Raw genomic sequence first — 14,450 nt, forward strand, 5'->3', positions numbered from 1 at the left:
CTCACATGGTCTTGAAATTAAGCGCGGGGGAGGTCCGCTATGGATTTGAAAAGTGTGTCGAACGCCTCGACGAAGGACTGGACGCCATCGCGCACCAGTTGCGCGGTGATGTCGTCGAGCGAAATGCCCTGAGCCTGCAATGCGGCAAGAGTCGACCGGGCGTTTTCCTCATCGTCTTCAATGGCGTCGGCCCTGACCACGCCATGCGTGCGAAAGGCATCCATAGTTGCTGGCGGCAGGGTGTTGACGGTATCGCGGCCGATCAGCGCCTCTACATAAAGCGTATCCTTGAGTGTGGCGTCCTTGACGCTGGTCGAGGCCCATAACAGCCGCTGAGTCTGTGCGCCGGCCGCCGCCAGAGCCTCCCAGCGAGGCCCGGCGAACAGGGCTTTGTAGTGGGCATAGGCGATTTTGGCGTTGGCGATGGCTACCCGGCCATGCAGTTTTTCGGCGGCGGCTTTGTTGGACAGGGTGCTGAGTTGCCTGTCGACGGCGGTATCGATACGGCTGACAAAGAAGCTGGCGACACTGGCGACTTTCGATAGATCGGCGCCGGTGGCCTTCAGCGTTTCCAGGCCGGACAGATAGGCTTCGACGACCTCTTCATAGGTGGCGACCGAGAACAGCAGGGTAATGTTGATATTGATCCCGCGTGAGACCAGCTTCCGGATGGCGGGAATGCCGGCCGCCGTACCCGGCACCTTGACCATAAGGTTGGGGCGGTTGACGGCGGTCCAGAGGTGTATCGCTTCGGCGATCGTTGCGTCGGTGTCGTTGGCGACAAGGGGAGAGCATTCCAGGCTGACATAGCCGTCGCGGCCGTTCGTCCGGTCATAGACAGGCCCTAGCACATCGGCGGCGGCCTGGATGTCGGTGATCGCCAGGTGCTCATAGATTTCAGCGGTCGTGCGTTCACCGCCCGCCCGAAAATCCCTTATCGCGGCGGTATATTCGTCGCTTTCGCCGATAGCCTTCTGGAAGATCGATGGATTGGACGTGACGCCTTTCAGGCCGTCATGATCGATCAGCGCCTTCAGTTCGCCCTTTTCGATCAGGCTTCGTATCAGGTAGTCGAGCCAGGGCGCCTGACCGCAGGCTTCAAGTTGCTGGAGCGGATTCATCTGCTGGTTCCTTTAGCCAGTAACGCCCTGGCGGCGGCCAATACCTTTTCTGCCGCAAAACCGTACTGCGTCATCAAGGCCTTGATCGGCGCTGAGGCGCCGAAGGTGTCCATGCCGATGATGGTGCCGCTTGCCCCGACATAGCGATCCCAGCCGATGACCGATCCGGCTTCGACCGATACACGCGCCGTCACTTCCGGGGGAAACACGCTGTCGCGGTAGGCCTGAGCCTGTTTTTCGAACAGATCCCATGACGGCATACTGACGACCCGCACCGCCACGTTTTCGGCTTTCAAGGTTTCATAGGCCTCGACGCAAATCGCCACCTCGCTGCCCGTGCCAATTAAAATGAGGTCCGGCTTGCCCGGTTTGGCGTCGGCCAGGATATAGGCGCCTTTCGCCAGGCCTTTCGCGGCGGCATAAACGCTGCGGTCGAGCGTTGGCAAGGGCTGGCGGCTTAGAGCCAATGCGGCGGGCTGCTTTTTCAATGCCCCGATGACGCGCCAGGCCTCCACCGTCTCGTTGGCGTCCGCCGGACGGATCGTCACCAGACCGGGCACGCTGCGCAGGGATAGTAGCTGTTCGACCGGTTGGTGCGTCGGGCCGTCTTCGCCAAGACCGATCGAATCGTGGGTGAAAACAAAAATGGCCGGCAATTCCATCAGAGCGCTGAGCCGGATGGGCGGCTTCATGTAGTCCGAGAAAATCAGGAAAGTCGAGCCGTAGGCGCGCAGTTTGCAAAGGGCCAGGCCATTCACGACGGCGCCCATAGCGTGTTCGCGGATGCCGAAGTGCAGATTGCGGCCTGCATAAGTGCCCGCCTCGAACGATCCCGCGCCATCGAAAGTCAGATTGGTCTTGGTGGAAGGTGACAGATCGGCGGCGCCGCCGATCATCCACGGGTAATGTTTGGCTATGGCGTTGATTGCCTTGCCGCCGGAATCGCGCGTGGCCAGGCCCTTGGCGTCGGCCGGGAAGATCGGCAGATCCTTGTCCCAATCCGTGGGCAGATCGCCGGCCAGCAGGGTATCCAGTCGCTGCGCCATATCTGGGAATTTCGCGCGATAGGCCTCGAATAGGCGGCTCCACTCTGCCTGAAGCTTGCCGCCGCGCTTACCGATTCCGGCATTGAAGTGGTCGCGGACGCCATCAGGCACAAAAAAGTCGCTGTCTTCCGGCCAGCCGTAATGGCGCTTGGCCAAACGGATTTCCTCGACGCCCAGCGCTTCGCCATGCGCCGCCGCGGTGTCCTGCTTGTGAGGGGCGCCATAACCGATATGGCTGTTGACAATGATCAGGGTCGGGGTGTCATGCGTATCCCGGAATGTCTGAAAGGCTTGGGCCAGGCGTTTGGTGTCATTGGCGTCACCGACATGAAAAACGTTCCAGCCATAGCCGCGAAACCGCGCCGCGACATCCTCGCTGAACGCCAGCTCCGTATGGCCTTCGATAGTGATGGTGTTGCTGTCGTAGATCCAGCACAGATTTCCGAGCGACAGGTGGCCGGCGATCGAGGCCGCTTCACTGGATACGCCCTCCATCATATCGCCATCGCCGCACATAGCATAAACGTCGAAATCGAACACGATAAGATCGGGCCGGTTGAAATGCGCCGCCAGCCATTTCGACGCCATCGCCATGCCGACGCTGTTGCCGCAGCCCTGGCCCAAGGGGCCGGTCGTGGTTTCGACGCCCACCGTCATGCCATGTTCGGGGTGCCCCGGACATTTGCTGTCCAGTTGGCGGAAGGCCCGGATGTCGTCCAGGGTAACGGCCAGAGACTCACCGGCGCGATCCGCATCCCTGACGCCGGACAGGTGAAGGATCGAATAGAGCAGCATCGAAGCATGGCCATTCGACAGGACAAACCGGTCGCGGTTGGGCCAGTTGGGCGCTTGCGGATCGTATCTGAGGAACCTCTGCCATAGGGTATAGGCCACCGGCGCCAGGGCCATTGGTGTGCCCGGATGACCGGAATTGGCCTTTTGCACGGCGTCCATCGACAGTGTGCGGATGGTATTGATGCTGAGCGCATCCATGTCGCCATCCTGCCGGGAAGGGGGCGTTTTGATCATGTCGGGGAAAGTATCCATTGTCCTGCTCCACGACGCGACGGCCCCCGTCCCCGCGCTTCGCAAGTCACCCTACGCCGGGCGATATACCGTAACGATGTGGATAACCCCCGGTGGCGGTAAAATTGCCATCAAATTCCGGTCGCCGGATCGCGTTGTCTGGATGGTTTTTCTTACAACCGCAGACGTTTTAAATCCCTTTACCTGATGTGTTTCTTACAATGGTCAACGACTGGATGCCTTGGCAAACAATCCATAACTTTCAAGCCTTAAGCCGGTAGCCAATGCCCGGCTCGGTAATGATGAAGCGCGGCGCCAGAGGGTCATCAACCAGTTTCTCACGCAGGTGCTGGGTGTGGATGCGCAGATAGTGGTTCTGCTCCGTTGAATGCCGGCCCCAGATCGCCTTTAGCAGATAGGCATGGGTCAGCACCTTGCCGGCGTTCCTGGCCAGCACACTCAGCAGCTTGTATTCGATCGGCGTCAGGTGGACATCGCCCCCGTCGAGTGTCACACGACGGGCGGACAGGTCTATGCTCAGGCCGTCATAGTCATAGGTATGGCCGCCGCCACTTTCCAGGCGCTGGGCGTGGCGCAGGGCCACCTTGATGCGGGCCAGCAGTTCACCGGCGGCGAAGGGCTTGGTCAGGTAGTCGTCGGCGCCGTTTTCCAGCGCCAGCACCTTGTCGGCTTCCTGCTCACGCGCCGATACCACGATAATCGGCACCTGCGACCATTCGCGTACGTCACGGATGAAATCCTGGCCATCCTGATCCGGCAGGCCGAGGTCGAGGATAATGACGTCCGGCCGCTGAGCGATCAGTTTTTGCAGACCCTCGTGCGCCGTCTCGGCTTCCAGTGGGGTAAAGCCGTTGGCATTAAGCGTGGCGCGCAGGAACCGGCGGATTTCGGTCTCGTCTTCGATAATCAGGATGCTGGCGGTCATCAAAGTTCCTTGGCCTGATCCTTTGCCACAGGCAAGGTGAAGATGAAACTGGCGCCTGCGGCCTTGCCCTCTTTGGCGGGATTGTTCTTGGCGTAAATCATCCCGCCGTGCGCCTGGACGATGCCACGGCAGATGGCGAGGCCGAGGCCGGTGCCTGAAGGGGCGCGGTCGGATTTTTCCGCCTGGTGTGTGTGAAATTTCTCGAAGATCTGGTCTTCCTCGCCGGGTTTTAGGCCTTCGCCGTCATCCGACACGCGGACGCGCACCCGGTCGGCGTCGTTTTCGACCGAGATCATGATCACGCCATTGGCGGTTGTGTGGGTGAAGGCGTTTTCCAGCAGGTTCAGCAGCACCTGTTCGATCAGGGCGCCGTCGATCATGACCAGGGGGATGCGGCCATTGATCTGGGTGCGGATCTGGCGCCTTTCCTTTTGCGGTTCGACGCGGGCGATGGCTGCCCCGATGATTTCCTGAATGAGATAGGGTTCAAAATTGAGCTTGAGCTGGCCGGAGGTGATGGCGGCCATCTTGAGCAGGTTGGTGACGAATTTCTGCAAGCGCTGCATCTGCCCCCACAGGCCGGTCAGTTCATCGACCGCCTCGCGCGGTAGCTTCTTGCGCTGTTTCAGCAGGGTGGAGACGCTGTTGTTCATCACGGTCAGCGGTGTGCGCAGGTCGTGCGATAAGGACGCCAGCAGGACATTTCGCAGCTTTTCATTCTCCGTGTCGATGCGTGATTTCTCGGCTTCGTCGGCGCGCTGGGCGCGTTGCAGGGCGCTGGCGATCAGGCTGGCTATGGTCTCGAAGACGAGAATGTCGGCGCCGGTAAAGGTACGGTCATCCTGCGGCGTCAGGCCGAGCACGCCGAGGGTCTTGTTTTCCGCCATGAGCGGCAGGTAAAGGCCGCGCGCCGAGGGCAGGGTGTCGGTGCCGCGCCCGGCGATCTGGCCATTGATTGATACCCATTGCACCGCGCCGCTCTCTTTGATGTCGACCGGCGCATCGGGAAAGGCCGTCAGCGTCTTGTCTTCGCTCACCCAGAGGCGCACCCCGGCATTGAGCGCCGAACCCAGGTGACGGGACGCGACGTCCGCCATCGCCGCATAGCCGCGTACCGATGACAACCCGCGCGTCAGGTCATAGAGCAGGCGGGTCTCCCGTTCGCTCTTGCGCGCTATGCGGGCGTGCAGCGACAGACGGGCGGTCAGGGAGCCGACGATCAGTGACGTCACCAGCATGAAGGCGAAGGTGAAGTAGTAATGGGCGTCGTAGAAATTGAAGGTGTAGTAGGGAACAGTGAAGAAGAAGTTGAAAGCTGGAATACTGATGACGGAGGCCAGCAATGCCGGACCGATGCCGAAGCGCGCCGCGACTAGGACTACGCCGGTTAGATAGAACAGGGCGAGATTGTCCGGATCGGTTATGCCGCGTAAGGGATAGCCCGCCGCCGTCACGCCGGCGACGATCAAGGCGGCGTAGGCATAACTGACCAACGGCACGATCAGCGGCGTCGTCAGGCGGGGGCGTGACGATTCAGCGATTTCGGACGTGGCGTAGTCGGCGCTGAGGGTGGTGATCTCCAGCCCGTCGCCGCGTTCGATCAGCTTTTGCGACAGCGACTTGCCCCAGCGCTGCCAGAAAGGCGCCTTGCGGTTGCCGACCACCACGCGGGTAAAGCCATTGGCCATTGCGTAGGTGATGATGGCTGTGGCCGCATGGGCGCCATTGATCCGCACGACCTGGGCGCCCATCCGTTCGGCCAGCCGCAGGTTATGCTCGACGCGCAAACGGGCCTTCTGGTCGAGCAATTCGTGGCGATCGGTTTGCAGATAGAGCGCCGTCCAAGGGATTTTGGCGCGGCCAGCCATACGGCGGGTGTGACGGATCAGGCGGGCGGAAAAGCTGTCCGGCCCGACCAGCACCAGCACCTTTTCGGACAGAGCGGCCTCATTATGGCCGAGCGCGGCGCTCAACTGGTCATTCTGGGCGTCAACGCGCTCGGCGGTCCGGCGCAGGGCCAGTTCGCGCAAATGCCCAAGATTGGTTTTTTTGAAGAAGTTCTCGGCGGCGCGCGTATTGGCGCCCTCGGCGACATAGACCTTACCGTCGGCCAGCCGTTTCAGCAGTTCATCGGACGGAATATCGATCAGGGCGATATCGGTCGCCTCGTCGAATACGCTGTCCGGCACGGTCTCCCTGACCCAGACGCCGGTCAAACGCGCCACCTGATCATTGACGCTCTCCAGGTGCTGGACATTGAGCGTGGTATAGACGTCGATGCCGCTATCAAGCAGTTCCTCGACATCCTGCCAGCGCTTGGGATGGCGCGAGCCGGGGGCATTTGTATGGGCGAACTCGTCCATCAGGATCAGGGCAGGCTTGCGGGCGAGGGCGGCATCAAGATCGAATTCGTGCACCTTTACGCCGCGATGGTCGATCTCCAGCAAGGGCAGGACCGGCAGGCCCTCGGTCAGGGCTTTGGTTTCGGCGCGGCCATGATGCTCGATGACGCCGATCAGGATGTCGCGGTCATCTTTCAGGCGCTGGGCTTCGGCCAGCATGGCGTAGGTCTTGCCGACCCCCGCCGAGCTGCCAAAGAAAATTTTCAGACTCCCGCGCGCGAGGCGGCCCTCGTCAGCGGTGACGAGGGCCAAAAGCTTATCGGGGTCAGGTCGTGTGTTCACTTCAGTTTGCCGTCCAGTCGCAGATTGACTTCTAGCACATTGACGCGCGGTTCGCCGAGGATTCCGAAGGTGCGGTCTTTCGTCGACCGGGCAATGGTTTCGGTGACGGCGGCTTCGCTGATGTGGCGGGAGGCGGCGATGCGCGGCACCTGGTAGGCCGCCGCTGCCGGGCTGATTTCCGGATCGAGGCCGGAAGCGGAGGCGGTCACCAGATCGACCGGCACCGGCTTCGGACCGTTCAGCGCGTCGATCCGGCCTTTTACCGCATCGATCAGCGCCGGATTATTGACGCCGAGGTTGGAGCCGGACGAGGCGCCGGCATTATACGGCGCCGGCCCTGTGGCGGAGAGCCGGCCCCAGAGATATTGCGGCTGGCTGAAGGTCTGGCCGATCAGGCGCGAGCCGATGACCTGCCCTTTGTCGTCATGGATCAGGCTACCTTCGGCCTGGGCATGAAAGGCGGTCTGGGCGATGGCCAGGGTGAGCAGCGGGTATACGCCGCCGAGTAGAAAAGTGAAGAACAGCAGGCTGACGATGGTGGCCTGCGCCTGTTTGAAGAAGTTTGTCATTTTGAGTCTCCTAAGCCAGACCGATAGCAGCCAATCCCATATCGATCAGCTTGATGCCGATAAACGGGGTGATGACGCCGCCGAGGCCATAGATCAGCACATTGCGGGTGAGCAGTTGCGAGGCGGGCCGTGGCAGGTATTTGACGCCTTTCAGGGCCAGCGGCACGAGCGCGATAATGATCAGGGCGTTGAAGATCACCGCCGCCAGAATGGCGCTTTGCGGTGACGCCAGGTGCATCACATTGAGCATCCCCAGCGCTGGGTAGGTGGTGGCGAAGGCCGCCGGGATGATGGCGAAATACTTGGCCAGGTCGTTGGAGATGCTGAAGGTAGTCAGCGCCCCGCGCGTCATCAGCAGTTGCTTGCCGATTTCGACAATCTCGATCAGCTTGGTCGGATCGCTGTCGAGATCGACCATATTGCCGGCTTCCTTGGCCGCCTGCGTGCCGGAATTCATCGCTACGGCCACGTCGGATTGAGCGAGCGCCGGGGCGTCATTGGTACCGTCACCGACCATGGCGACCATTTCGCCGCCGGCCTGCATCTGGCGGATATATTTGAGCTTGGTCTCCGGCGTCGCCTGGGCCACGAAGTCGTCGACGCCAGCTTCCGAGGCAATGGCGGCAGCGGTCAGCGGATTGTCGCCGGTGATCATGACGCTCTTTATGCCCATCTTGCGCAGGTCGGCCAGGCGCGCCTTGATGCCCGGTTTGACGATATCCTTGAGATAAACGACACCCAGCACCTGAGAGCCTTCCGCGACAGTCAGCGGGGTGCCGCCCTTGCGGGCGATTTCGTCGATTTGTGACGTCACTTCTGCCGCCACGGCGCCGCCTTTCAGGCCAATCAGAGCGGCGATGGCGTCGCCGGCGCCCTTCATGATATGGCGCTCATTGACCACGATGCCGGACAGGCGCTGCTCGGCGCTGAAGGGGATAAAGGTGGCCTCCACATCGTCTGCATTGCGTTCCGGCAGGCCGAATTGCGCGCGGGCCAGAGTGACGATCGAGCGGCCTTCCGGCGTTTCGTCGGCCAGCGACGCCAGTTCGGCGGCTTCGGCCAGTTGCTGGGCGGTGATGCCTGGCGCGGGGAAAAATTCGACCGCCTGGCGGTTGCCGAAAGTGATGGTGCCGGTCTTGTCGAGCAGCAGGACATTGACGTCGCCGGCGGCTTCCACCGCGCGGCCGGAGGTGGCGATGACATTGGCCCTGATCAGGCGCTGCATCCCCGAAATGCCGATGGCGGACAAAAGCCCGCCGATGGTGGTCGGGATCAGGCAGACCAGCAGGGCGATCAGCACGACGATGGTGATCACCGAACCCGATCCCGCGCGCGCAACGCTGAAGAGGGAGAAGGGCAGCAGGGTCGCCACGGCCAGCAGGAAGATCAGGGTCATGGCGGCCAGCAGGATCGACAGGGCGATCTCGTTGGGGGTCTTCTGGCGCTTGGCGCTCTCCACCAGGCCGATCATGCGGTCTAGAAAACTCTCGCCCGGATCGGAGGTGACGCGCACCCTGATCTGGTCGGACAGGACGCGCGTGCCACCGGTGACGGCATCGCGGTCGCCGCCGGATTCGCGGATGACCGGGGCGGATTCACCGGTCACGGCGCTTTCATCGACGCTCGCAATGCCTTCCATTACCTGGCCATCGGCGGGCACGACATCGCCGGCTTCGATCAGGATGAGATCGCCCTTGCGCAGGGTATTGGCGGCCACGACCGTGACCTTCCCCGACCTGTCGAGCTTCTTCGCGGAGACATCCTTGCGGGCGGACCGGAGGCTATCCGCCTGGGCCTTGCCCTTGCCTTCGGCGATGGCCTCGGCGAAATTGGCGAACAGAAGCGTGAACCACAGCCAGAAGGTGATCAGGCCGATGAACCACAGGGGCTGCCCCCCGCCGATGACGCTTTTGGGCGCGACCAGCATGATGGCGAAGATAAGTGTGGTGACGATCGAGCCGATAAAGACGACGAACATCACCGGATTGCGCACCTGATAGGCCGGATTGAGGCGCAAGAGGGTTTGCTTGAGGACGGAGCCGAGATCGGCGCCTTCAAAGAGGCCGGATTTTTTGGCAGTTACAGAGGACATGGGCTTAAGCCTTGATCATGATAAGATGTTCAACGATTGGACCGAGCGCCAACGCCGGCAGGTAGGTCAGGACGCCGACCAGCAGAATGACGCCGATCAGGACCGTGATGAACAGGGGGGTATGTGTCGGCAAGGTGCCGGCGGAGACGGGCGTCGCCTTCTTGGCGGCCAATGAGCCGGCAATGGCCAGGACCGGCAGCATCACGAAGAACCGTCCGAACAACATGCAAAGCCCAAGCGCCGTATTATAGAAAAGCGTGTTGGCGCTAAGGCCCGCAAAAGCCGAACCGTTGTTGTTTGACGCGGAGGTGAAGGCGTAAAGCGCCTCCGAGAATCCTTGCGCGCCGGGGTTAAACAGACCCGCCTTGCCCCACGACGTCAGCACCGCGACGGCCGTGCCGATCAGAACGAAGGCGCAGGGCGTCAGGATGGCGATGGAGGCCATCTTGATCTCGAACGCCTGAATCTTCTTGCCGAGATATTCCGGTGTGCGGCCCACCATCAGGCCGGCGATAAAGACGGTGATAATGACGAAGACCAGCATACCGTAGAGGCCGGAACCGGCGCCGCCGTAGATGACCTCGCCGAACTTCATCAGCAGCATGGGCACGGCGCCGCCGAGCGGGGTGAAGCTGTCGTGCATGGCGTTGACAGAGCCGTTGGAGGCGGCGGTGGTGGCCGTGGCCCACAGGGCGGAATTGGTGATGCCGAAACGCGTTTCCTTGCCTTCCATGTTGCCGCCGCTTTGCGCGGCGTTGGCCATGGTGCCGTCCGCTTGGGTGGCCGAGGCCAGTTGATCTACGCCGAGCGCGGCGAAATGTGGATTGCCGCCCTGTTCGGCCGAGACACAGAACAGGGTGAGCGGAACGAACACCAGAGTCATGGCTGCCAGCACGGCGATGCCCTGGCGCTTGTCACCGATCATCTTGCCGAAGGCGAAGCAGCAGGCCGCCGGAATCAGCAGGATGGCCAAGACTTCGAGGAAGTTGGAGAGCGGCGTCGGGTTTTCGAATGGATGTGCTGAATTGGTGTTGAAGACACCGCCACCATTGGTGCCGAGCATTTTTATGGCTTCCTGTGAAGCCACCGGTCCCAGGGCCAAGGTCTGTTGCGCACCTTCCAGCGTATGGCCCATGGCGTAACCATTCAGGGTCTGGATGACCCCCTGTGAGCCGAGGAGCACGGCCCAGATCAGCGCCAGCGGCAGCAGGACGTAGAGCGTGCTGCGGACCAGATCGACCCAGAAATTGCCGATGCCTTTCGCCGATTGCCGGGAGAGGCCACGGATCAGCGCCGCCATGACGGCGATACCTACGGCCGCCGACAGGAAGTTCTGTACCGTCAGGCCGATCATCTGGCTGGCATAGCTCATCGTGCTTTCGCCGGCATAGGATTGCCAGTTGGTATTGGTGACGAAGCTGACGGCGGTATTGAAGGCCAGGTCAGGCGTCAGGTTTGCCATGCCCTGCGGGTTCAGACCCAAGTGGCTCTGGAATAGCAGGAGCAGATAGAGGAGGACAAAGCCGCCGAAGGAAAAGACGATGACCGCCGTGGCGTAGGCCTTCCAGCTCATGTCTTCGCCCGGCTTGATGCCGAGCGCGCCGTAAACGGCATTTTCGACCGGCGCCAGAAAGAGGCGCTCGGCCGCCAGGATGCGGGCCATGTAAAGGCCAAGCGGCCAGGCGAGCGCGAAGAGCACGGCCAGGTAAAGGCCAAGCTGAAGGACAGCGTTGCCCGTGAGTGCATAGGACATATGATTGTCTCAGGTTTATGGAAAGAGTTCAGGCTTGATCAGGGCGATGACGAGATAGCCCGCGACCGCCACGGTGATGACGCCCGCAATGATGTAGAGGAGGGTCATTGGCCGTCCTGCCTGAGCTTTTCACAAAACTCGACGAATACCTTGCAGATGACGAAAAACAGTCCCGCCACCAGGAAATAGATGATGCTCATAAGAACCTCCTGTCAGGATTGGAGGTTTAGGCGCATTGGCATATGCTGCGTGTATGAATGCCGATTGTTTGCGTATAATTTCTGTATAGATACAACGACTGTGCCGACCTTGTTCTTATAGAACTGAATCGGGAATTGTTTAATTACAAGGGAGATCGCTGGTGGTTACAGGAATCCAAATCGAGCGCTAACCATCTGAACAACGTGATTTAATTTCTGGGATATTTTTGAGACCCCCGCCCGGACCTCCAAACTTTTTGGGATTTATATAGCTAATCGACCTATAACAAAATTTTACGAAAGTGATAGCTTTCTAATCCAAACTATAACTACAATTATCGCAATTCATTTAAAAAATCTGTGACTTTGACATAGGGCGCGCCGTAATATTTCGGTGCGCCGTCGGGCACGATGTCCAGGCGATCGAGAATAAAGCCGGGATCTACGGCATATATTTCCAGCCGGTGCGCGCCGGTGGATAATTGCGGCAGGCGCAGACTCATCACGGCCGTGTTGGTCAGCACATTTTGCTTCCACGCGTCGCTGCGACCGAAGGTCTCGTAATCGAGCACCTGCACGGGTTGATCATCGACGCGGACACCGAGATGCAGGCCATTGGCGGGCGTCAGCGGGTGGACGGGGAGAGCTATGACATCGAGCCAGGCATCCGATTGTGCGGCGGTTTCAAAACGGTAGACCAGCGGCTTTACGTGGTCGCTTTGGACGAAATCGAGCCGTGTGCGCAGGCTGCCACCCTGACTGCCGAGGCCGGGCATCTGTTCCCAAACCCCATCCGGCGATTGCGTGGCGGCAATGGAGATAATCCGGCCGGCCTTGCCATTGGTGCGGACTGGTTTGCCATTGGCCGGAAATGTCCATTGCGGCCAGGCCGGTTCATCGAAGACCGGCAGACGGCGGGGGGCCATGTTCATCATGCCGCGCCATTTGCCGTTTTCCAGCGCGTTATAGGCCGCGGTGTCATCGATGATGCGCTGGTGGGCCTGTTTGGCCTGCGTCACCAAAGTATTGGCGTCGGGACGGCCTTCGCGGGCACGAAGGTTGGCGAGGTCCAGCTTCAGGATGCGTTCATTGAGGCTGGCGCTAGCGCGCACCGGATAGAGAACCAGTTCGAAGAAGGCCGATTTGCGATCGGCGGGCAGGGCTGCATAAACCGCCTCGGCGCGGCGGGTAATGGCGGCATAGCGGTCCAGCCGTCTTTGTGCCTCATCGCCGCCGGATGCGGTATAGGGCGTCGGCTGGTTGGGCGTGATCGGCTCGCTCTGGCCGAAGCCCATGAATTCCGGCCGCCGTTCAAACGCCAGGGCGTAGTATTCCGTCATGATCGCGGTGATCTCCGGCGCGGCCGCCTGACCGAACTGGGTGCCCATCCAGCCGGTCAGCTTCTGCGCCGGCGTCTGGTCGAAATCTCCGTTAAAAGCGAGATCGAGGAAATATTGCGTCAGGTATTCCGCCGGCTTGATGTCGCCGACATTGACGATCCACAGCTTGCGGGCGCCGGCCTGATACGCGCGTTGCATTTCCTCGCGGATCAGGGCGGGCTGGGTGGTGCCGAGCCACAGATAGTCGTGCGGCCGTCCCCAATAGGAGATATGGTAATAGACGCCCGAACCGCCGCTGCGGGTGCGTTCCTGTAGCGTCGGAAGCTGACTGATATAGCCGTAGTTGTCGTCCGGCCAGACCAGGGTGACGTCATCCGGCACCTTCAGGCCGGCCTTGTAGATGTCGAGCACTTCCTTGTAGAGCGTCAGGGCTTGCGGCACCTCGTCGGCGGGCTTGTTCTGCGCCTTCGCCAGCAGGTCGCGCTGGGTCCGGAAGACATCGGTCAGGACATCGCGCGCCTGTTCCGAGGTGCTGACGCCCTCCATCGCCGAGTCGTGCTTGCCGCGCAGGCCGATGGAATAGATGTTCTCGAAATCCTTGACCTGTTCAACACGCTGCCGCCAGTAATCGACCATCTGCGCGCGGTTGGTGACGTAGTTGAAATCGCCGCGCGTCCTGTCGTCCCACTCGCGGACATTGTTACGCATCATCGGCTCGGCGTGGGAAGTACCCATGACGATGGCGTAGTCGCGCGCCGTCTCGGCATTGCCCTTGATCTGATAGAAAGGCTTGGTGGAATCATGCATGGCCGGCCACAGGGTATTGGCCTTCAGCCGCCACATCAGCTCGAAGATTCGGGCATAGGTCTTGGGGCCGATATCGCCCGTTTCCGGTTCGTAGGTCTTGGCCGCCCACGGCTGCAAGGCCCAGTCCTCGTCATTGAGGAAGATGCCGCGATACTGAACGGATGGCGATTTCGAGATAAGCCAATCACCGGAAACGGCGATGTGATCTGTATGGGGAGGCGTGACATCGGCCCACCATTCCCAGGCGGAAACGCCCATCTCGCGCGTCAGGTCGACCACGCCATAGATGGCGCCGCGCATGTCCGATCCGGCGATAAGCAGGTAGCTGACGCCGGGTTTTTTGACCGTGGGAACAAGGACGCGGCCATAACGTTCCCACTGGCCTTTCAGACTTGTCAGTTCGACACGGCCTTCGGAAGCCACAGTGCGCGCCAATTTTGAGTCATATTGGCCGATAACAACGCAGACGGCTGTGCAGTCCGACAGGCGCGTGGAGAGGTGGGGCGTCTGGCCGGAAAGCGCGGTCAGGTCGTGGCTGAGGAGACTGGCGGCCAGTTCCAGCGGCTTCGGCGTATCGTGAATGATGGTGGCGACACGCGTGCCGTCGAACAGCACGGCCTCGCGGGCATTGGCGGGAATGGCGGCAAACGCGGCGGCGATGATACCCAGTAACGACAAAATGCAACGTCTTGGGGTCACGTCCGTCTCCTTGATGGTTCTGATCCTACCTTGCGAGCCATCCGCCATCGACGGGCAGGGTGATGCCATTGACATAATCCGAGGCTTTGGATGCCAGGAACACCGCGGCCCCGGCCATGTCGGAGGGGTTGCCCCAGCGTCCGGCGGGGATGCGCTCCAGGATGGAC

The 14,450-nt window shown here is 61.0% G+C and carries 10 protein-coding genes; all 10 read right to left on the reverse strand.

The annotated features are described in order from the left end of the window. Positions 1-17: 17 nt before the first annotated feature. Positions 18-1,121 carry a transaldolase gene (tal, locus tag VL130_RS19345; RefSeq protein WP_325365633.1) on the reverse strand — a complete coding sequence of 368 codons (1,104 nt, stop codon included), beginning with the start codon at positions 1,119-1,121 and terminating at the stop codon, positions 18-20. After that, positions 1,118-3,214, reverse strand: a complete 2,097-nt coding sequence (gene tkt / locus VL130_RS19350) for a transketolase (RefSeq protein WP_325365635.1) — start codon at positions 3,212-3,214, stop codon at positions 1,118-1,120. Before tkt ends, tal begins: the two co-directional genes overlap by 4 nt. 241 nt (positions 3,215-3,455) lie before the next feature. Then, positions 3,456-4,139 (reverse strand): response regulator, encoded by a 684-nt coding sequence (locus VL130_RS19355; protein WP_325365637.1) that lies wholly within the window; start codon positions 4,137-4,139, stop codon positions 3,456-3,458. Further along, the gene (locus tag VL130_RS19360; protein WP_325365639.1) at positions 4,139-6,823 is read right to left on the reverse strand and encodes a sensor histidine kinase KdpD; all 2,685 of its coding nucleotides are present in this window, start codon (positions 6,821-6,823) and stop codon (positions 4,139-4,141) included. The genes VL130_RS19355 and VL130_RS19360 overlap by 1 nt, the downstream gene beginning before the upstream one ends. Then, positions 6,820-7,392 (reverse strand): potassium-transporting ATPase subunit KdpC, encoded by a 573-nt coding sequence (kdpC, locus tag VL130_RS19365; protein ID WP_325365641.1) that lies wholly within the window; start codon positions 7,390-7,392, stop codon positions 6,820-6,822. The genes VL130_RS19360 and kdpC overlap by 4 nt, the downstream gene beginning before the upstream one ends. Positions 7,393-7,402: 10 nt before the next feature. Further along, entirely contained in the window at positions 7,403-9,484 is a 2,082-nt protein-coding gene (gene kdpB / locus VL130_RS19370) for a potassium-transporting ATPase subunit KdpB (RefSeq protein ID WP_325365643.1), read from the reverse strand. A gap of 4 nt (positions 9,485-9,488) precedes the next feature. Beyond that, positions 9,489-11,237 carry a potassium-transporting ATPase subunit KdpA gene (gene kdpA, locus VL130_RS19375; protein WP_325365645.1) on the reverse strand — a complete coding sequence of 583 codons (1,749 nt, stop codon included), beginning with the start codon at positions 11,235-11,237 and terminating at the stop codon, positions 9,489-9,491. Between the two features lie 15 nt (positions 11,238-11,252). Further along, complete coding sequence (gene kdpF, locus VL130_RS19380; protein WP_325365647.1) at positions 11,253-11,345, reverse strand: K(+)-transporting ATPase subunit F; 93 nt, start codon at positions 11,343-11,345, stop codon at positions 11,253-11,255. Between the two features lie 427 nt (positions 11,346-11,772). Further along, a complete protein-coding gene (locus VL130_RS19385; RefSeq protein WP_325365650.1) occupies positions 11,773-14,283 on the reverse strand; it encodes a glycosyl hydrolase 115 family protein in 2,511 nt (836 codons plus the stop codon). Positions 14,284-14,308: 25 nt separating this feature from the next. Beyond that, a partial coding sequence (locus tag VL130_RS19390; RefSeq protein ID WP_325360596.1) for an SDR family oxidoreductase occupies positions 14,309-14,450 on the reverse strand: 142 nt, incomplete at its 5' end.

This window comes from Asticcacaulis sp., assembly GCF_035497195.1.
GTDB lineage: Bacteria > Pseudomonadota > Alphaproteobacteria > Caulobacterales > Caulobacteraceae > Asticcacaulis.

Coding starts and splice junctions, on each gene's coding strand:
- kdpF (WP_325365647.1), bottom strand. CDS start 11,345: ATGACCCTCCTCTACATCATTGCGGGCGTCATCACCGTGGCGGTCGCG.
- tal (WP_325365633.1), bottom strand. CDS start 1,121: ATGAATCCGCTCCAGCAACTTGAAGCCTGCGGTCAGGCGCCCTGGCTC.
- kdpA (WP_325365645.1), bottom strand. CDS start 11,237: ATGTCCTATGCACTCACGGGCAACGCTGTCCTTCAGCTTGGCCTTTAC.
- VL130_RS19355 (WP_325365637.1), bottom strand. CDS start 4,139: ATGACCGCCAGCATCCTGATTATCGAAGACGAGACCGAAATCCGCCGG.
- kdpB (WP_325365643.1), bottom strand. CDS start 9,484: ATGTCCTCTGTAACTGCCAAAAAATCCGGCCTCTTTGAAGGCGCCGAT.
- kdpC (WP_325365641.1), bottom strand. CDS start 7,392: ATGACAAACTTCTTCAAACAGGCGCAGGCCACCATCGTCAGCCTGCTG.
- tkt (WP_325365635.1), bottom strand. CDS start 3,214: ATGGATACTTTCCCCGACATGATCAAAACGCCCCCTTCCCGGCAGGAT.